Below are 19,365 nucleotides of genomic sequence, written 5' to 3' on the forward strand. Positions count from 1 at the left end.
GCCCCGGAAGGTCGTCGGGCCCGTGGCCTGGTGGGAGGGTGCCGAACCCATGCCTCGGATCGGTCACTGAGCTTGGCATTGCGCCGCACCGACCCGGTCCGGTACCAGGCGGAGCGCAAGCGGGCCCGATCACTGCTCTTCGTCGCCGCGACACGGGCCAGGGACGCGCTCACCATCGTCCGGCACGGCGAACCCAGCCCGCTGATGGGAGGCGTGGCAGCCACTGCCTAGCTACTGAGGAGAGTGATCTGGGGTGGTTTCTGCGCGACCGGGAGGTCCTTCGGCCGCCGTTCGTGCTCCGCAAGGGGCGGTACGTCGCACAGCTGGTCCTCGGTGGTGAGGTCGTCGAGCACCGATGTGAGGGCCTCGATGCGGATCCGGACCTCGTCTTCCAGGCGGTGCCTCAGGTGGTACCAGTCCTCGATGGTGATGTCGGGACGGTCGGGTAGGTCGGCGAGCAGGTCGCGAATCTCGGCCACCGAGAGTCCGACGCGTTGTGCCACGCGGATGATCTTCACCAGGCAGCTGTCGATCTCGTAGAAGCGCCGCTGGTTGCCAGTGGTCCGCACGCTCGGGATCAGCCCGTGGTTGTCGTAGAAGCGCACCGCCGAGGCGGCGACGCCGCTGGCCTGGGCCAGGCCGCTCACGGTCAGGGTCGGCTCGGTCCTGGAACCGGTGACGCCGGGGCCGGTCATCGCTTACCTCCCGCGACTTGACTTCAACATTTGTTGAACTTCTACCTTACAGGTGTCCGACGAGGCGCGGTGGAGAGGAACGTGGTCGTGATGCGTGCGATCCAGGTGCGAGAGTTCGGCGGGCCCGAGGTACTGGTTCCCGCGGAGGTTCCCGGTCCGGTCGCCGGTCCGGGGCAGGTCGTGGTCGGGCTGGCCGTGGCCGACGTCATCTATCTCGACACGCTGCTGCGCAGCGGCTGGGGGAAGGACCTCTTCCCTCTCCAGCTCCCCTATGTGCCCGGCGGAGGCGGAGTGGGACACGTCCTGTCTGTGGGAGAGGGTGTGGATCCCGCGTGGACCGGCCGCCATGTCGCCGCACGGACCGCAGGCGGCTATGCCGAGCGGATCGCCGTTGCCGTGGAGGAGATCGTCCAGGTTCCCGAAGCACTGGGTTCCGCCGAGGCAGCCGCCGTACTCCATGACGGAGTCACCGCCCTGCGCCTCGCCCGGCAGGCGAACATCGGCGAAGGGCAGTGGGTGCTGGTCACGGCCGCGGCCGGAGGAGCGGGCTCACTGCTGGTCCAGTTGGTGCGTGACGCCGGCGCGCGAGTCGTCGCGGCGGCCCGGGGCGCGCGCAAACTCGCGCTGGCCCGCGAACTGGGTGCGGAGATCGCGGTCGACTACTCGGAGAGAGGCTGGCAGCACCGGGTTCGCGAAGCGGTGGGCGGCGCGGGCGTCGAGCTCGCCTTCGACGGTGCCGGAGGAGACCTCGGCGAAGCGGCCTTCGAAGCGGTGGCAGAGGGCGGCCGGTTCCTCACCTACGGCACTTCCAGCGGGAAGGTCACCCGGGTCGGTCCGCGAGCAGCCGAACAACGAAAGGTGCCGGTGACCAACATGCTGGAGGCCGGGCCACCCGACAAGACCACCCTGCGAGAACTCCTCACGGAGGCACTCGTGTTGGCCGCTCAGAGGCGGATCCGCCCGGTCATCGGCGCGACCTACCCGTTGGAGCGGGCGAGGGACGCCCACACCTCCCTCGCTGAGCGCACCACCGTCGGCAAGTCCCTACTGCTTGTCTGACACGTCAGCCGCAGCGGGAGCGTTGTCCCGGGGCGGATCCCCGTCGGCACGTCGGCGGTCGGCCGCCATCGCCACCGCCCCTGCCGCCGCGGACACCAGTCCACCGAGCCACAGACCCGAACGGGCACCCAGCACTCCGGAGATCCCGCCCACGAGCAACGAGCCCACAGGAGTGGTTCCCTGCAGGATCAGCGTGTACAGCGCCATCACCCGACCGCGCTGGTCCGCACGCGTGCCGAGCTGGATGCGGTGGTTGGCGGCCTGGGCGAAATAGGTGGACGCCAGGCCCGTGAGGAACAGTGACACCATCGCTGCCGCGAACGTGGGGGCCCAGCCGGCGGCCACCTCCAGCGCTCCGAACACGAGCGCGGATCCGGTCACCAGGGTGCTGGGGGGCCGACCGGTACGGGCCGTGGTGACGAGCGCCGCCAGGAGCGAGCCCGCGGCGAAGGCCGTGGTCAGCAGCCCGAAGGAGGTGGCGTCGGCGTCGAATACGGTCCTGGCGATCAGCGGGAGCGTGACCTGGAAGTTCAGGCCGAACAGCCCAACCACCGCCACCAGCGCCAGGGGCAGGGTCAGATCCCGACGGGACGCGACGTACCGCAGGCCATCGACGACCCCGGAGCCTCCAGTGCGTACCGGGCCGCGATGGAGTTCGCCCGGCCTCATCATGAGCAGACCGGCCACCGCCGCCAGATAGCTGAACCCGTTGAACAGCATCACCCATCCGGCGCCGAGCCAGGCGACGAGCGCTCCGGCGCCGGCGGGCCCCACCACACGGGCCGTGCTGAAATACGCGGTGCTGAGCGCCGAGGCGTTGGGCAACAGGTCCGAGCCCACCAACTCGCTGACGAACGACATTCGAGTGGGGATCTCGACCGCGTTCACCAGGCCGAGGCCCAGGGCAGCTACGTAGAGGTGCGCCAACCGGACGGTGCCGGTGAGCACCAGCAGAGCCAGCAGCAAGGCCAGCACACCGGACACGAGATTGGCTCCGACCAGCAGGGCGCGCTTGTCGTACCGGTCGGCGAGCCGTCCCCCGTACAGCGTGAGCAGCAGAACGGGCGTGAACTGCAGCGCGGTCACGAGGCCCAGGGCCGCGCCCGAGTCGCCGGTCAGGGAGAGGACCAGCCAGTCCTGAGCGGTGACCATCATCCATGTGCCCGTCACGGACACGATCTGTCCGGCGGCGAAGAGCCTGAAGTTGCGCAGGGACAGGGAGCGGAAGGTGTGGGCGAGCGCGCTGCGCATGGACTGGTGGTCACCCTTCACGTCTGTGTCCGGTCGACCGGTGGGGACCCGACGGTCGTGCCGTCAGGCGGTTCGGCGAACCCTCGCCAGCGGTCCGGTGGTGTGCGAGCGCCTGGCGCGGCGGCCGTCGGGAGGTACGGGGGGCTGCTCCAGGGCTGCGGCGGGGGACGGCCGACGGCGGAGTGCCAGCCTGAAGCCCACGCCACGGACGGTGGTGATCCGTCCCTCGCGCCCCAACTTCCGGCGCAGGCTGCTGACATGGGTGTCCACGGTACGGCTCCGCTTGTTCCAGGTGTCGCCCCAGACCTTCGCCATGATCTCCTCGCGGGAGACGACGGCATCGGCACGCGCCACCAGCAGCTGGAGCAGATCGAACTCCTTCTCGGTCAGGCCGAGCGAACGGTCGCCCACGCGGGCTTCCCGCAGGAGGGCGTCGATGTGCAGCTGATCCCCGTACAGCGGGAGCGACGCGTTCGACCGCGCGGTACGGGAACGGCGCACCACCGCTTCGACACGGGCGACGAGTTCCCGGAACCCGTACGGCTTGTCGAGGCAGTCGTCGGCCCCCGCGCGCAGGGCCAGCACTCTGGTGGCCTCAGTGCGATCGCTGCTGAGGGCCAGGACGGGCACCTCACAGGCGGCCCGGATTTCCCGGCACAGCTGCAAGCCGTTCAGGCCGGGAATCATGAGGTCGAGGAGGACGACGTCGGCCTGTTGATGCGTCCGCAACACCTCGTTCCCCGTCGCCACGTGCTGGACCTCGTGCCCCAGTCGTCGTAGGCCGCGGGTCACGCATTCGGCCAGGCTGGTATCACCGTCGGCGAGAAGTATGCGCATGCTCCGTTCCCCCGTCATCAGCACCGTAAAACATCGGTTCAGTACTCGGGCCCATGGGCCGATCAGGCTGATTTGAAACAACACGATCCTGACATGCGGCTTCCGATAGCGCCACGGACTTTTCACTCACCTGACAAACCCTTGCAGCCTTCTTCACCAGCCTTGACGGGAAAGGAATGCCCGGTGAAGCATCAGGATCGCCAGGCTGGATTTCGAGCCTGGCATCCCTGAAATTCGCGCACCCGAGCTTCGGTTTTGCTCATTCTGCGCGGCGTGACTTTCGGGCGGTGTGCTCCACCACGGAGCCACGTCCACGTCCCGGTCATGGAGCCTCTCACCTGCTCTTCCTGGAGGAATGTGCCTCATGCTGCGCAAGGTGCTCATCGCCAACCGTGGCGAAATCGCTGTCCGCGTTGCCCGGGCCTGCCGGGATGCCGGTATCGCGAGCGTGGCCGTGTACGCCGACCCGGACCGGGACGCTCTGCATGTCCGCGCCGCGGATGAGGCGTTCGCCCTGGGCGGTGACACCCCGGCCACCAGCTACCTGGACATCGAGAAGGTCCTGGGCGCCGCGCGTGAGTCGGGCGCGGACGCCATCCACCCCGGCTACGGCTTCCTGTCCGAGAACGCCGACTTCGCGCAGGCGGTCCTGGACGCGGGTCTGATCTGGATCGGCCCGCCGCCGCAGGCCATCCGCGACCTCGGTGACAAGGTCGCCGCCCGGCACATCGCGCAGCGCGCCGGCGCCCCCCTCGTGGCCGGCACCCCCGACCCGGTCTCCGGTGCCGACGAGGTCGTGGCCTTCGCCCGGGAGCACGGACTGCCGATCGCCATCAAGGCCGCCTTCGGCGGTGGCGGGCGCGGTCTGAAGGTCGCCCGCACCCTCGAAGAGGTCCCCGAGCTCTACGACTCCGCGGTGCGTGAGGCGGTGGCCGCCTTCGGCCGCGGCGAGTGCTTCGTCGAGCGCTACCTCGACCGCCCCCGGCACGTGGAGACCCAGTGCCTGGCCGACAAGCACGGCAACGTGGTCGTCGTCTCCACCCGTGACTGCTCGCTGCAGCGCCGCCACCAGAAGCTGGTCGAGGAGGCCCCCGCGCCCTTCCTCTCCGACGAGCAGGTCGCCGAGCTGTACCGCGCGTCCAAGGCCATCCTCAAGGAGGCCTCCTACGAGGGCGCCGGTACCTGCGAGTTCCTCGTCGGCCAGGACGGCACCATCTCCTTCCTCGAGGTCAACACCCGCCTCCAGGTGGAGCACCCGGTCACCGAGGAGGTCGCCGGCATCGACCTGGTGCGCGAGATGTTCCGTATCGCCGACGGCGAGGAACTGGGCTACGGCGATCCCGAGCTGCGCGGCCACTCCTTCGAGTTCCGTATCAACGGCGAGGACCCGGGCCGCGGCTTCCTGCCCGCCCCCGGCACGGTCACCCGCTTCGACGCGCCCTCCGGTCCCGGTGTCCGCCTGGACGCGGGCGTGGAGTCCGGCAGCGTGATCGGCCCCGCCTGGGACTCCCTGCTGGCCAAGCTGATCGTCACCGGCGCCACCCGCGAGCAGGCCCTGCAGCGTGCCGCCCGCGCCCTGGAGGAGTTCCAGGTCGAGGGCATGGCCACCGCCATCCCGTTCCACCGCAAGGTGGTCACCGACCCGGCGTTCGCCCCCGAACTGACCGGCTCCGCCGACCCGTTCACGGTCCACACCCGCTGGATCGAGACCGAGTTCGTCAACGAGATCAAGCCCTTCGCGGCTCCGGCCGACACCGAGGCCGAGGACGACGCGGACCGCGAGACGATCGTCGTCGAGGTCGGCGGCAAGCGCCTGGAGGTCTCCCTCCCCTCCTCCCTGGGCATGTCCCTGGCCCGTACCGGCCTCGCGGCGGGTGCCAAGCCCAAGCGCCGGGCGGCCAAGAAGTCCGGCCCGGTGGCCTCCGGCGACACCCTCGCCTCCCCGATGCAGGGCACGATCGTCAAGATCGCCGTCGAGGAGGGCCAGGAGGTCAAGGAGGGCGACCTCATCGTCGTCCTCGAAGCGATGAAGATGGAGCAGCCCCTCAACGCGCACAAGACCGGCACCGTCAAGGGCCTGTCCGCGGAGGTCGGGGCGTCGATCACCTCGGGCGCGGCGATCTGCGAGATCAAAGACTGATTTGGGCGGCCGCACTTTGCATTCTTGGACACATCATCACAGTCATCTGTAAATGAGGATGTTGACCCCCAGAAAAGGCTGGCGGATGATATTAAAAGCCAACGGAGAATGCGCGACTGGAAATGGGAATATCCCTTCGGGTATATCGAGGGGACCTCGTCGGATAATTCTCTCCGACGGAGCGGGAATATGACCAAGGAGAGGCACATGGACGCCGAAGTGATAGTCGTGGGCGCAGGGCCGGCGGGCATGATGCTGGCCGGAGAGCTGCGCCTGGCCGGTGTCGACGTCGTCGTCCTGGAGCGTCTCGATCAGCGCACGGGTGAGTCCCGCGGCCTGGGCTTCACCGCGCGGACCATGGAGGTCTTCGACCAGCGCGGGCTGCTGCCCCGGTTCGGCGAGATCGAGATCAGCGAGCAGGGTCATTTCGGTGGCCTGCCGGTCGACTTCGGCCTGCTGGACGGTGCCCACCAGGCGGCCAAGACCGTGCCCCAGTCGCACACCGAGACGGTACTGGAGGAGTGGGCCACGGGTCTCGGCGCCGACATCCGGCGCGGCCACGAGGTCACTGCGGTGCGGGACGAGGGGCAAGGGGTCGCGGTGGAGGTGCGCGGGCCGTCGGGCTCGCAGCGGCTGACCGCCGAGTACCTGGTGGGATGTGACGGTGGGCGCAGCCTGGTGCGCAAGGCCGCCGGTTTCGACTTCCCGGGCACGGCGGCGACGATGGAGATGTTCCTCGCCGACGTCAAGGGCCTCGACCTCGCGCCCCGGATGATCGGGGAGACGCTGCCCGGGGGCATGATCATGGTCGGCCCGCTGCCGGGCGGGATCACCCGGCTGATCGTCTGCGAGCGGGGCGCTCCGCCGCAGCGGCGGACGACTCCGCCGGAGTACGACGAAGTCGCCGCCGCCTGGAAGAGGCTGACCGGCGATGACATCTCCCACGGAGAACCGGTGTGGGTGAGCTCCTTCGGCGACGCGACCCGTCAGGTCACCGAGTACCGGCGTAGCCGGATCCTGCTCGCGGGCGACGCCGCGCACATCCACCTCCCGGCCGGCGGGCAGGGGATGAACACCAGCATTCAGGACGCGGTCAACCTGGGCTGGAAGCTGGCCGCCGTGGTCCGGGGCCGGGCGCCGGAGAGCCTGCTGGACACCTACCACGGCGAGCGCCACCCGGTCGGCGAACGGCTGCTGATGAACACTCAGGCGCAGGGCCTGCTGTTCCTGAGCGGGCCTGAGATGCAGCCTCTGCGGGATGTCATGACGGAACTCATCCGCTATCCGGAGGTGAGCCGTCATCTGGCCGGCATGGTCAGCGGACTGGAGATCCGGTATGACGTCGGAGGCGGCGTCAGTCCCCTGCTCGGACGGCGTATGCCGCAGGTGGATCTGGTGAGCGACGGGATCTCGACCGACAGCACGCGCGCGCTGCACGCCGGGCGGGGTGTGCTGCTGGACCTGGCGGACAACGCCGTGCTACGCCGCCGGGTGGCCGGCTGGCGGGACCGGGTGGACCTCGTGACCGCGGTGCCCGCTGGGACGGCCGCGGCACAGCGCCTGGTCGGCAGTTCCGCCGTCCTGGTGCGCCCCGACGGATACGTCGCCTGGGCCGCGCCCGGCAGCCACGCCGATCTGCCGATGGCGCTGGAGCGCTGGTTCGGCCCCGCCCGGTGACCGACGGACACCGCGTCGTCCGACCCTTCGACAGCACCCCCCTTCGACAACATCCCACTGGTCGTGAGGAGACAAGCACATGCACAGCACACTGATCGTGGCCCGGATGGCCCCCGAGGCCGCCGGCGACGTCGCCCGTGTCTTCGGGGCGTTCGACGAGACGGAGATGCCGCATCTGATGGGCACCCGTCGTCGTCAGTTGTTCTCATACCGCGGCCTCTACTTCCATCTCCAGGACTTCGTCTCCGACGACGGAGGTGAGCGCATCGAGGACGCCAAGCTGGACCCGCGCTTCGTTCGGATCAGCGAGGACCTCAAGCCCCACATCCAGGCCTACGACCCGGCCACCTGGCGCTCGCCCGCCGACGCCATGGCGACGCGCTTCTACCGGTGGGAGGCGTCGGAATGACGGGCCGTCGAGTGGTCATCACCGGCATCGGTGTGGTCGCACCGGGGGGTATCGGTGTGAAGGACTTCTGGAACCTGATCAGCGAGGGACGTACGGCGACCCGGGGCATCAGCTTCTTCGACCCGTCCCAGTTCCGCTCCAGGGTCGCGGCGGAGATCGACTTCGACGCCGAGGCGCACGGTCTGAGCCCGCAGGAGACACGCCGGATGGACCGGGCGGCTCAGCTGGCCGTGGTGGCCGCGCGCGAGGCGGTGGCGGACAGCGGCCTGGAACTGCAGGAGCAGAACCCGCACCGGACCGGTGTCACCATCGGCAGCGCGGTGGGCGCGACCATGGGGCTGGACCAGGAGTACCGGGTGGTGAGCGACGGCGGACGCCTCGATCTCGTCGACCACGAGTACGCCGTACCCCACCTCTACGACCACTTCGTTCCCAGCTCGTTCGCGGCGGAGGTGGCCTGGACGGTGGGTGCCGAGGGGCCGAGCGCGGTGGTCTCCACCGGATGCACCTCCGGTCTGGACTCGGTGGGTCACGCGGTGGAACTGCTCCGGGAGGGCTCCGCCGACATCATGATCGCCGGGGCGACGGACGCGCCGATCTCTCCCATCACCATGGCCTGCTTCGACGCGATCAAGGCCACCACCCCGCGCAACGACGATCCCGAGCACGCCTCCCGCCCCTTCGACGGAACACGGAACGGCTTCGTACTGGGCGAAGGCGCCGCGGTGTTCGTCCTGGAGGAGCTCGGGAGCGCCCGGCGGCGGGACGCGCACATCTACGCCGAGATCGCCGGTTACGCCTCGCGCTGCAACGCTTTCCACATGACCGGGCTGAGGCCGGACGGGGCCGAGATGGCCGAGGCCATCCGGGTGGCCCTCGACGAGGCGAAAGCCAACGCCGAGGACATCGACTACATCAACGCCCATGGTTCGGGCACCAAGCAGAACGACCGGCACGAGACGGCCGCCTTCAAGCGGACCCTGGGCGAACACGCCTATAGGACCCCGGTCAGCTCCATCAAGTCGATGATCGGTCACTCGCTGGGCGCGATCGGCTCGATCGAGATCGCTGCCTCGGCCCTGGCCATGGAGCACAACCTGGTGCCGCCCACGGCGAACCTGCACACCGCCGACCCCGAGTGCGACCTGGACTACGTTCCGCTGACCGCCCGCGACCAGCTCACGGACGCGGTACTGACCGTCGGCAGCGGCTTCGGCGGGTTCCAGAGCGCGATGGTCCTCACCCGTCCCGGCAGGAGGGTCGCATGACCGGGCAGGCGGTGATCACAGGGCTGGGCGTCGCCTCGCCCAACGGGCTGGGTACCGAGCAGTGCTGGTCGGCGATGCTCAGGGGCGAGAGCGGGATCGGCCGTATCAGCCGGTTCGACCCGTCGGGTTATCCGGCGCGGCTCGCCGGCCAGGTGCCGGGCTTCGCCGCCGAGGAGTATCTGCCGAGCCGGCTGCTGCCACAGACGGACCGGATGACCAGGCTCGCCCTGGTGGCCGCGGACTGGGCCCTGGCGGACGCCGGGGTGCGGCCCGAGGACCTGCCCGAGTACGACATGGGCGTGGTCACGGCCAGTTCGTCGGGCGGCTTCGAGTTCGGGCAGAACGAGCTGCAGAAGCTGTGGAGCAAAGGCAGCCAGCATGTCAGCGCCTACCAGTCGTTCGCCTGGTTCTACGCCGTCAACAGCGGGCAGATCTCCATCCGCAACGGGATGAAGGGGCCCAGTGGGGTGGTGGTCAGCGACCAGGCCGGCGGCCTGGACGCCGTCGCGCAGGCCCGGCGGCAGATCCGTCGGGGTACCCCGCTGATCGTCTCCGGCAGCATCGACGCCTCGGTCTGCCCGTGGGGATGGGTGGCGCAGCTGGCCGGCGGGCGGCTGAGCGGCAGCGACGACCCCGGGCGCGCATACCTGCCGTTCGACGCCGCGGCGCACGGTCATGTGGCCGGCGAGGGCGGGGCCATCCTCGTCGTCGAGGACGCCGTAGCGGCTCGGCGGCGCGGGGCACGGCTGTACGGAGCGGTCTCCGGCTACGGAGCCACCTTCGACCCCAGGCCGGACAGCGGCCGCGAGCGCGGGCTTCGCCGGGCCGTCGAACTGGCTCTGGCCGACGCCGGTGCCGTGCCCCGTGACATCGATGTGGTCTTCGCGGACGCGGCGGCGCTGCCCGAGGAGGACCGAGCCGAGGCCGAGGCGATCACCGCTGTCTTCGGCCCGCGGGGCGTGCCCGTCACCGCTCCCAAGACGATGACCGGACGGCTGTACTCCGGAGCGGCCCCCCTGGACCTCGCGATGGCTGTCCTGGCCATCGCCGAGGGCCGGATACCGCCCACGATCAACGTCGAACCGGCCGCCGACTACCAGCTGGACCTGGTGACGGGAGCTCCGCGCCCCGCCGAGGTGCGCACCGCCCTGGTGATCGCACGCGGTCAGGGCGGCTTCAACTCGGCGCTGGTCGTCCGAGCGGCCGACTGACACACGCGGCGTTCCACCCGCTGACACAGAAACGTTCCATCCGCCTGGAAGCGCCCGGGCGGCCACCCGAGAAACCGAAACGGAGTCACCTGCCGTGCAGTTCACCCTGGACGATCTGAAGCGGATCCTGCTGGAAAGCGCCGGCGCGGACGAGAGCGTCGACCTCGACGGCGACATACTCGATCTCACCTTCGACGCGTTGGGCTACGAATCGCTGGCCCTGCTGGAGACCGGCAGCCGCATCGAGCGCGAGTACGGCATCACGCTGGACGAGTCGGCGCTCGCCGACGCCACCACCCCGCGGCAGCTGCTGGACGTCGTCACCACGCAGCTCGCCGCGACGGCCGCCTGACCGCGATCGTCCCTCCCGTGCCCGCCACGACCGCGCCGAACCGTCGGCCGCGTGTGCCCGGCACGCTCCACCGAACCCGACACCGGGGAGAAGCCATGCCTCAGCAGGACCAACGAGTCGCCCTCGTCACCGGAGCCACCAGCGGCATCGGCCTGGCCGTCGCCAAGGCCCTGGCCGCCCAGGGGGCCCGGGTGTATCTCGGCGCCCGCAACGCGGAGAACGTCGCCACCACCGTCAAGCAGCTGCGCGAGCAGGGCCACACCGTCGAGGGCAGCACGCTGGACGTGCGCTCCGGCGCCGAAGTCCGCACGTTCGTCCAGGCCGCCGTCGACCGCTGGGGTCCGGTGGACATCCTGGTCAACAACGCGGGCCGCAGTGGCGGCGGCGTCACCGCCGACATCGACGACGAACTGTGGGACGACGTCGTCGACACCAACCTCAACAGCGTCTTCCGGATGACCCGTGAAGTCCTGAACACCGGTGGCATGCGCGGCAGGGAGTGGGGACGCATCGTCAACATCGCCTCCACCGCGGGCAAGCAGGGCGTGGTGCTCGGCGCCCCGTACTCGGCGTCCAAGCACGGCGTGGTCGGCTTCACCAAGGCGCTCGGCAACGAACTCGCGCCGACCGGCATCACGGTCAACGCCGTCTGCCCCGGCTATGTCGAGACGCCGATGGCGCAACGGGTGCGGCAGGGCTACGCGTCCGCCTACGACACCACCGAGGAGGCGATCCTCGACAAGTTCCAGGCGAAGATCCCGCTCGGCCGCTACTCCACCCCCGAGGAGGTCGCCGGACTGGTCGCTTACCTGGCCTCCGACACGGCCGCCTCCATCACGTCCCAGGCGCTCAACGTCTGCGGCGGCCTGGGCAACTTCTGACCACTCGGAGGACACGACACCATGACGACACGTCAGGTCGAGCACGAGATCGCCGTCGAGGCGCCGTCCGCCGCCGTCTACCGCCTGATCGCCGAGGTCGTGAACTGGCCGCGCATCTTCCCGCCCACCATCTACGTCGATCAGGTGGAGCGCGGCGACGGTGAGGAGCGGATACGGATCTGGGCCACGGCCAACGGCGAGGCGAAGAGCTGGACGTCCCGACGCACCCTCGATCCGGAGCGGCTGCGGATCACCTTCCGTCAGGAGGTCTCCGCGCCGCCGGTCGCCGCCATGGGCGGCACCTGGATCATCGAGCCCCTGTCCGAGGTCTCCTGCCGGGTCCGGCTGCTGCACGACTACCGGGCGGTCGACGACGACCCGGAGAAGCTGAAGTGGATCGACGAGGCCGTCGACCGCAACTCGCGCTCCGAGCTCGCCGCACTGAAGGCAAACGTGGAACTGGCCCACGCGGCCGAGGAGTTCACCTTCTCCTTCGAAGACACCGTTCAGATCGACGGCGCCGCCAAGGACGCCTACGACTTCATCGACGAGGCCGGCCTGTGGGCGCAGCGGCTGCCCCACGTGGCAGACGTCCACCTCACCGAGGACACCCCGGGGCTGCAGACCCTGGAAATGGACACGCGGGCCAAGGACGGATCCACGCACACGACGAAGTCGTACCGCGTGACCTTCCCGCACCACCGGATCGCGTACAAGCAGGTCACCCTGCCCGCGCTGATGACCCTGCACACCGGGGTCTGGACCTTCGCGGAGAACGCGCAGGGCGTCGCGGCCACCTCGCAGCACACCGTCGTGCTCAACACGGCCAACATCGCCGAGGTCCTGGGGCCCGAAGCCACCGTCGCCGACGCCCGGGAGTACGTCCGAGGTGCGCTCAGCACCAACAGCCGGGCCACCCTGCGGCACGCCAAGGACCACGCCGAGAACAAGCGTTGACCATGGGCGAGCAATCGCTGGACACAGATGTGATCGTCGTCGGCGCGGGGCCCGTCGGGCTGATGCTCGCCGGGGAACTGCGGCTCGGCGGCGCCCGGGTGACCCTGCTGGAGCGGCTCGGCGCACCCACCACCGAGTCCCGGGCCTCGACCCTGCACGCCCGCACCATGGAACTGCTGGACAGCCGGGGTCTGGTCGACTCCTTCGGGGAGTTGCCGCACGACCCCAGGGGCCACTTCGGCGGGATACCCCTCGATCTCAGCCTGCCCGGGTCCCATCCCGGCCAGTGGAAGGCCCCCCAGACCCGGACGGAGGCGGTCCTGCAGCAGTGGTGCGTCTCACTCGGCGCGGACCTGCGCCGAGACCACGAGCTGCGCGGCCTGGTCGAACGGCGGGACCGGGTGGAGGCCGAGGCGGCCGGACCCGCCGGGACCGTCCTGCTGCGCGCCCGGTACCTCGTCGGGTGCGACGGCGAGGACAGCACGGTGCGCCGTCTGGCCGGCATCGACTTCCCCGGCCATGACGCCGTACGGGAGATGATCCGCGCGGACGTGGACGGCATCGAGATTCCCGACCGCCGCTTCCAACGGCTTCCCAACGGGCTCGCGGTCGCCGCACGCCGGGGCGACGGCGTGACCCGGGTGATGGTGCACGTCTACGGCGGCAAGCCCGCCGACCGCGGGGGCGCACCGGAGTTCGCCGAGGTGTGCGACGCCTGGCGACACGTGACCGGAGAGGACATCTGCAGGGGGACCCCGCTGTGGCTGAACGCCTTCGGCGACGCGTCCCGGCTCGCCGCCCGCTACCGCGCGGGCCGGATCCTGCTCGCCGGTGATGCCGCTCACCGGCAGATGCCGGTCGGAGGCCAGGCGCTCAACCTGGGTCTGCAGGACGCGGCCAACCTCGGTTGGAAGCTGGCGGCGGTCGTCCGCGGCCGGGCCCCCGAGAGCCTGCTGGACTCCTACCATCACGAGCGGCACGCGGTCGGGGCGCGGGTGCTCGCCGGCATCGAGGCGCAGACGACCCTCCTGCTGGGCGGCCCCGAGGTCGAGGCCATGCGTTCCGTTCTCACCGAACTGACCGTGTACGAGCCGGTGCGACGCCAACTGGCCGGAACGATCTCCGGTCTTGAGGTCCGCCACGACGTCGGCCATCCCCTGCTGGGCGCCCGCCTGACGCCGGCCGAGGTGATCACCGACCGCGGTGCCACCACGACCGCGCACCTGCTGCGCTCCGGCCGTGGCCTCCTCCTGGACACCTCCGGCGAGGCCGCCCGCCATGCCGGGCTGCGCCGGGCCGCGGGCCCCTGGCTGGACCGGGTCGACCTGGTCCCGGCCGGACCGGCGCAGGGCGTACTGCCGCCGGGGACGGACGCCGTGCTGGTGCGCCCGGACGGGCACGTGGTCTGGGCGTCCGGCACGGAACCGCACGGGCCCGAAGCGGCGCTGGAGCGGTGGTTCGGCCCTCCGGCGCGGGTGCCCGGTGTCACTGGCGGCGTGAGCCGGTCGTACGGCCGGACCAGGCCGTCCCATGCAGAACCGATCGAAGAAAAGGGAGGCAGGACCATGGACAGGCTCACTGGCAGGACGGCACTGGTCACGGGCGCGAGCCGGGGGATAGGCCGGGCGATCGCCACGCGGCTGGCCGCCGAGGGCGCTCTGGTGGCCGTGCACTACGCGGGCAACCGTGACGCGGCGGAGGACGTCGTCGCGTCCATCGAGAAGGACGGCGGTCGCGCTTTCGCCCTGCAGGCGGAACTCGGGGTGCCCGGCGACGTCCACGACCTGTTCCTCGGCCTGGAAGCCGGGCTGAAGGAACGTACGGGGTCGACCGATCTGACCATCCTGGTCAACAACGCCGGGCAGATGGGCGGCGTGTCCTTGGAGGAGACGACCTCCGAGCAGGTCGACCGGCTGTTCGCGGTCAACGCCAAGGCCCCTTTCTTCACCATCCGGCGTGCCCTGACGAACCTCACCGCCGGCGGCCGGATCATCAACATCTCCTCCGGGCTGACCCGGTTCGCCAACCCCGACGAGATCGCCTACGCGATGACCAAGGGAGCGGTGGAACAGCTCGCCCTCCACTTCGCCAAGGTCCTGGCACCGAAGGGCATCACCATCAACAGCGTCGCACCGGGCATCACCCGCAACGGCACCCCGGTGTTCGACATACCCGAAGCGGTGGAGCAGATGGCGCAGCTGTCGGCCTTCAACCGGGTCGGAGAGCCGGAGGACGTGGCGGACGTGGTGGCCTTCCTCGCCTCCGACGACAGCCGCTGGGTGACGGGCGCCTTCCTCGACGCCACCGGCGGCACGCTGCTCGGCTGACAGCCGGTCGGCACCCGCCCCCGCACGATCCGCCGATCATCCCTCCTGAGAGCGGTCTCATGAAACCTTCGCCGACCGCGTCGGCCGGTTCCACCGTCCGAACGCCCCGGAAGTGGGGCTCCGCAGGCTGGGGCCTGCTCCTGGTGCTGGCGGGCAACATGCTCATCGACTCCCTCGAGGTGTCAATGATGATCGTGGTGCTGCCCTCGGTCGGGCAGGCACTGGACCTGCCGCTGACGGTGGTTCAGGGACTCGTCACCGGATTCGCGCTGGGATTCGGCGCCCTGCTGCTGTTCGGCGGCCGGGTCGTGGAACTGCTCGGGCGACGACGGGTCTATCTGGCCGCGCTGCTGGGCTTCGCCGTGGCGTCCGTGGCGGGTGGGATGGCCGACGGGCCCGTGGTCCTGATCGCCACCCGGGTGGTCAAGGGCTTCTGCGTCGCGCTCACCGCCCCGACCGGACTCGCCATCCTCACCACGGAGTTCCGCGAGGGCCCGGCGCGCCGGCGGGCCGTCTCGGTCTACACCCTCGTCGCGGCGTGCGGCTTCGCGGGCGGGCTGGTCGTGTCCGGCCTGCTGACCGGCACGAGCTGGCGAGCGGTGTTCCTCTTCCCGGCCCCGGTGGTCCTGCTGCTGTTCGTCCTCGGCCTGCGCCTGATCCCGGCCGACCCCGCCCAGGGCCAGGCCCGCCGACGCTACGACCTTGCCGGTGCCGCCACTCTCCTCGGAGCCCTGACCGCACTGACGGTCGGCATAGTGAGCGTGCCGGAACGGGGCTGGACCGGCTCACCGACCCTCGGTGCCTTCGTGGTCGCCGTACTTCTCCTGACGATCTTCGTGCGGGTGGAGCGTTCCTCCGCGGACCCGCTGGTCGGATCGCGGGTCCTGGCCCACGGGGCACTGCTGCGGTCGATGCTGGGCGCCGCCGCGCTCAACGGTTCGTACCTGGGCCTGCTGCTCCTGGCCACCGTGCAACTGCAGACGGCCGAAGGCTGGTCGCCGCCGCACACCGCGCTGGCCTTCCTGCCCGCGAGCCTGCCCCTGGTGCTGACCGCGCCCGTCTCCGGCCGACTGATCAGCCGGTTCGGCACCCGGCGGCTGGTCGCCCTGGGCGCGGTGGGTCCGCCGGTCGGCTACGCCCTGTACCTGCGGGCCCTGCATCCGGGCACCGCGTACGTCACGGACGTACTGCCGACGATGTTGCTGGTCGGGGCCGGTTTCGCGCTGGGCTTCGCGGCGCTGAACGTGCAGGCGGCCACCGAGGTGCCGGAGCGGGACCGGTCGGCGGCCATCGGGCTGTACCAGACCGCGGTGCAGACGGCCGCCGTGTTGGTGCCCGCGGTGGTCGGCGCGTTGCTGACCAGCGGGGGGGACCGCCCCGCCCTGTGGCTGGTCACCGCCCTCGGAGTGCTGGGGCTGGCCGTGGCGGTGTCAGGACTTCGGCGCCGCCCGACCGCCGGGCCCGCCTCCCTCGACGAGCAGAGGAGCTGAACGAGATGACCACAGTCCGCACCCTGGCCGCCCCCGACGAGGGCGGTACGGCACAGCGGGGTCTGGAGGAACTGGCGCGTATCAAGGGGGAGGCGCTCCAGGGCGCCGACCCGGCGGCCACCGAGCGGCAGCACGCCAAGGGCAAACTGACCGCGCGCGAGCGAGTGGACCTCTTGCTGGACGCCGGGTCGTTCCACGAGGTGGAGGCGCTGCGGAGGCACCGGTCCACCGGCTTCGGCCTGGAGCACAAGAAGCCGTACACCGACGGAGTGGTCACCGGCTGGGGCACGGTGCACGGGCGGACGGTGTTCGTGTACGCGCACGACTTCCGCATCTTCGGCGGAGCGCTGGGAGAGGCGCACGCGGCCAAGATCCACAAGATCATGGACATGGCCATCGCCGCCGGGGCGCCGCTGGTGTCCCTCAACGACGGCGCCGGTGCCCGTATCCAGGAGGGCGTCTCGGCCCTGGCCGGGTACGGCGGCATCTTCGAGCGCAACACGCGCGCCTCGGGAGTCGTCCCCCAGATCAGCGTCATGCTGGGGCCCTGTGCGGGCGGGGCGGCGTACTCACCCGCCCTGACCGACTTCGTGTTCATGGTCCGCGGCACCTCGCAGATGTTCATCACCGGGCCCGACGTCGTACAGGCCGTCACCGGTGAACGGATCGGTCAGGACGGCCTCGGCGGCGCCGACGCGCACGCCGAGACCTCGGGCGTCGCCCACTTCGCCTACGACGACGAGCACTCCTGCCTGGAGGATGTGCGGTACCTGCTGTCACTGCTGCCCCCCAACAACCGAGTGCTGCCGCCGAGCACGCCGTGCGACGACCCGGCCGACCGGCCCGGCGACGCGCTCCTCGACCTGGTCCCCGACGACCCCGGGCGGAGCTATGACATCCGTGCCGTCATCGGGGAGATCGCCGACCACGGCGAGTACTTCGAGGTGCACTCCGGCTGGGCGCGGAACATGGTCTGCGCGCTGACCCGGCTCGGGGGCGAGGTGACCGGAGTGGTCGCCAACCAGCCCGCCGCGCTCGCCGGCGTACTGGACATCCACGCCAGCGAGAAGGCGGCCCGGTTCGTCCAGTTCTGCGACGCCTTCAACATCCCGCTGGTCACGCTGGTGGACGTGCCGGGCTTCCTGCCCGGCGTGGACCAGGAACACGGCGGCATCATCCGGCACGGCGCCAAACTGCTGTACGCCTACTGCAACGCCACCGTGCCCCGGGTCTCGCTCGTGCTGCGCAAGGCGTACGGCGGCGCGTACATCGTCATGGACTCGCGGTCCATCGGAGCCGACCTCGCCCTGGCCTGGCCCGGCAACGAGATCGCGGTGATGGGCGCCGAGGGTGCGGCGGGCGTCATCTTCCGGCGCGAGATCCAGGCGGCCGACGACCCCGAGGCGGTCCGACAAGAAAAGATCAAGGAATACCGGACCCGGCTCATGCATCCCTATTACGCCGCCGAACGTGGCTTGGTGGACGACGTGATCGACCCACGCCGCACCCGGGAGACACTCATCGGCTCGCTGGCGATGCTGCGTCAGAAGCACGCCGAGCTGCCCTCCCGCAAGCACGGCAACCCCCCGCAGTGACCCGACGGAGGCACCCCATGGACACCGTACGGCAGCAGACAGCGCAACCCGGTCCCGTCATCCGCGTCATCAAGGGCCACGCCGGAGCCGAGGAGCTCGCCGCGCTCACCGCGGCCCTCCTGCTCCGGGCCGGTGCCGACACCGAGCCCACGGCGGCGCGCGGACACCGGCCCGCCACCTGGCGCCGGCTGGAACGCGCGCTGAATCACCGGGGCGCCCGCAGCTGGCGCGAGGAGGCGGCCCCGCGCATGGAGCCGAAGACAGCGGCCAGGGCGTGAGCCCGCGTGTCCGGTGACACCGGCAGACCACGGACGAGTACCGAGAAGCCCACAAGCGAGGAGAACGTGCGATGACGGAACAGCCCACCGTGCTGATCACCGCGGCCACCGGCAACGTCGGTCCGTACGCCGCGAGCCACCTGCTGCGCCGCGGTGCCAGGGTGCGCGCCCTGGTACTGGAGAACGATCCCGGCATCGCCCGGCTGCCCGAAGGCGTGGAAGTGCACTACGGCGACCTGGCCGTCCCGGAGAGCCTGGATCCGGCCCTGGAAGGCGTGGACGCCGTCTTCTGGATGTGGCCGTTCTTCACGCTGAGCGTCGCGACGGCGCCCGTTGTGCTGAAGAAGATCGAACAGCAGGCGCGGCGCATCGCGCTCGTCTCGTCCGTGGGCGTGCACATCGGCCTGGAGCCGGTCGACAACAACTGCCATGCCTACCTGGAGAAGCTGATCGAGCAGACCAGCCTGGAGTGGACCTTCCTGCGCACCACGGGCTTCATGGCGAACGCCCTCGGCTTCGCCCCCCAGATCCGCGGCGGGGACGTGGTGCGCTTCCCCTACGGAGCCGCGTCCCGCACCTCGGTGCACGAGGGAGATCTGGCCGCGGTCGGTGCCTGCGCCCTGACCGAGGACGGGCACGACGGCCGGACGTATCTGGTCTCAGGTCCGCAGGCGCTCACCCAGGAAGAGCAGCTGCAGATCATCGGCGAGGTGATCGGGCGCTCCCTGCGCTGGGAGGACGTGCACGCGGAGGAGGCGCGCCGGCAGATGGTGGCGACGGGCTGGCCGCCGTCGTACGCGGACGGGGCGCTCGACTACTTCGCGACGCTCACCCGGCAGCCGGAGGTCGGCTCGTCGACCGTGGCAGAGGTGACCGGACGGCCGGCACACACCTTCCGGCAGTGGGTCGAGGAGCATGTGGACGCTTTTCGCTGAAGC

17 protein-coding genes and 1 pseudogene are annotated in these 19,365 nt (G+C 70.5%); 15 read left to right on the forward strand and 3 right to left on the reverse strand.

Translation table 11 applies throughout. The annotated features are described in order from the left end of the window. Nucleotides 1–78: 78 nt before the first annotated feature. Nucleotides 79–231 (forward strand): annotated as a pseudogene (locus tag IOD14_RS16555) (DNA helicase); the annotation flags it as partial. Here IOD14_RS16555 and IOD14_RS16560 read toward each other — a convergent pair. Then, nucleotides 228–695, reverse strand: a complete 468-nt coding sequence (locus tag IOD14_RS16560) for a MerR family transcriptional regulator (protein WP_123993700.1) — start codon at nucleotides 693–695, stop codon at nucleotides 228–230. The pseudogene IOD14_RS16555 and the gene IOD14_RS16560 overlap by 4 nt on opposite strands. A gap of 90 nt (nucleotides 696–785) precedes the next feature. Here IOD14_RS16560 and IOD14_RS16565 point away from each other — a divergent pair, with 90 nt between their 5' ends. After that, nucleotides 786–1,754 (forward strand): zinc-binding dehydrogenase, encoded by a 969-nt coding sequence (locus IOD14_RS16565; protein WP_123994854.1) that lies wholly within the window; start codon nucleotides 786–788, stop codon nucleotides 1,752–1,754. Here IOD14_RS16565 and IOD14_RS16570 read toward each other — a convergent pair. Next, nucleotides 1,740–3,005, reverse strand: coding sequence for an MFS transporter (locus tag IOD14_RS16570; RefSeq protein ID WP_212670632.1), 1,266 nt, complete (start codon nucleotides 3,003–3,005; stop codon nucleotides 1,740–1,742). The two genes, IOD14_RS16565 and IOD14_RS16570, sit on opposite strands and share 15 nt — an antisense overlap. Nucleotides 3,006–3,068: 63 nt before the next feature. Continuing rightward, nucleotides 3,069–3,842, reverse strand: a complete 774-nt coding sequence (locus IOD14_RS16575) for a response regulator transcription factor (RefSeq protein ID WP_212670633.1) — start codon at nucleotides 3,840–3,842, stop codon at nucleotides 3,069–3,071. A 367-nt stretch (nucleotides 3,843–4,209) separates the two neighbouring features. Here IOD14_RS16575 and IOD14_RS16580 point away from each other — a divergent pair, with 367 nt between their 5' ends. The 13 genes from IOD14_RS16580 to IOD14_RS16640 all read left to right on the forward strand — a co-directional run bounded on the left by IOD14_RS16580 (nucleotide 4,210) and on the right by IOD14_RS16640 (nucleotide 19,362). Continuing rightward, nucleotides 4,210–5,982: a biotin carboxylase N-terminal domain-containing protein gene (locus tag IOD14_RS16580; protein ID WP_212669793.1), complete on the forward strand. Its 1,773-nt coding sequence runs from the start codon at nucleotides 4,210–4,212 to the stop codon at nucleotides 5,980–5,982. Between the two features lie 207 nt (nucleotides 5,983–6,189). Then, the gene (locus IOD14_RS16585; protein ID WP_123993697.1) at nucleotides 6,190–7,659 is read left to right on the forward strand and encodes an FAD-dependent monooxygenase; all 1,470 of its coding nucleotides are present in this window, start codon (nucleotides 6,190–6,192) and stop codon (nucleotides 7,657–7,659) included. Nucleotides 7,660–7,738: 79 nt separating this feature from the next. Continuing rightward, on the forward strand, nucleotides 7,739–8,068 hold the full coding sequence (locus IOD14_RS16590) for a TcmI family type II polyketide cyclase (protein ID WP_123993696.1): 330 nt from the start codon (nucleotides 7,739–7,741) through the stop codon (nucleotides 8,066–8,068). Then, nucleotides 8,065–9,336, forward strand: coding sequence for a beta-ketoacyl-[acyl-carrier-protein] synthase family protein (locus IOD14_RS16595; protein WP_212670634.1), 1,272 nt, complete (start codon nucleotides 8,065–8,067; stop codon nucleotides 9,334–9,336). Before IOD14_RS16590 ends, IOD14_RS16595 begins: the two co-directional genes overlap by 4 nt. After that, nucleotides 9,333–10,547, forward strand: coding sequence for a ketosynthase chain-length factor (locus IOD14_RS16600; RefSeq protein ID WP_212670635.1), 1,215 nt, complete (start codon nucleotides 9,333–9,335; stop codon nucleotides 10,545–10,547). The genes IOD14_RS16595 and IOD14_RS16600 overlap by 4 nt, the downstream gene beginning before the upstream one ends. Nucleotides 10,548–10,641: 94 nt before the next feature. Beyond that, nucleotides 10,642–10,899, forward strand: a complete 258-nt coding sequence (locus IOD14_RS16605; RefSeq protein WP_123993693.1) for an acyl carrier protein — start codon at nucleotides 10,642–10,644, stop codon at nucleotides 10,897–10,899. Nucleotides 10,900–10,994: 95 nt separating this feature from the next. Further along, entirely contained in the window at nucleotides 10,995–11,780 is a 786-nt protein-coding gene (gene fabG / locus IOD14_RS16610; protein ID WP_212670636.1) for a 3-oxoacyl-ACP reductase FabG, read from the forward strand. Nucleotides 11,781–11,801: 21 nt separating this feature from the next. Then, the gene (locus IOD14_RS16615; protein ID WP_212670637.1) at nucleotides 11,802–12,737 is read left to right on the forward strand and encodes an aromatase/cyclase; all 936 of its coding nucleotides are present in this window, start codon (nucleotides 11,802–11,804) and stop codon (nucleotides 12,735–12,737) included. Nucleotides 12,738–12,739: 2 nt separating this feature from the next. Next, entirely contained in the window at nucleotides 12,740–15,064 is a 2,325-nt protein-coding gene (locus IOD14_RS16620; RefSeq protein WP_212670638.1) for an SDR family oxidoreductase, read from the forward strand. A 59-nt stretch (nucleotides 15,065–15,123) separates the two neighbouring features. After that, complete coding sequence (locus tag IOD14_RS16625) at nucleotides 15,124–16,554, forward strand: MFS transporter (protein ID WP_212670639.1); 1,431 nt, start codon at nucleotides 15,124–15,126, stop codon at nucleotides 16,552–16,554. 5 nt (nucleotides 16,555–16,559) lie between these two features. Then, on the forward strand, nucleotides 16,560–18,149 hold the full coding sequence (locus tag IOD14_RS16630; RefSeq protein ID WP_123993688.1) for an acyl-CoA carboxylase subunit beta: 1,590 nt from the start codon (nucleotides 16,560–16,562) through the stop codon (nucleotides 18,147–18,149). 17 nt (nucleotides 18,150–18,166) lie between these two features. Beyond that, nucleotides 18,167–18,427 (forward strand): acyl-CoA carboxylase epsilon subunit, encoded by a 261-nt coding sequence (locus tag IOD14_RS16635; RefSeq protein WP_123993687.1) that lies wholly within the window; start codon nucleotides 18,167–18,169, stop codon nucleotides 18,425–18,427. A gap of 71 nt (nucleotides 18,428–18,498) precedes the next feature. Further along, nucleotides 18,499–19,362: an NAD(P)H-binding protein gene (locus IOD14_RS16640; protein ID WP_212670640.1), complete on the forward strand. Its 864-nt coding sequence runs from the start codon at nucleotides 18,499–18,501 to the stop codon at nucleotides 19,360–19,362. Nucleotides 19,363–19,365: the final 3 nt, after the last annotated feature.

Origin of the sequence: Streptomyces sp. A2-16 (assembly GCF_018128905.1) — a bacterium.
In the GTDB taxonomy this organism is placed as follows: domain Bacteria; phylum Actinomycetota; class Actinomycetes; order Streptomycetales; family Streptomycetaceae; genus Streptomyces.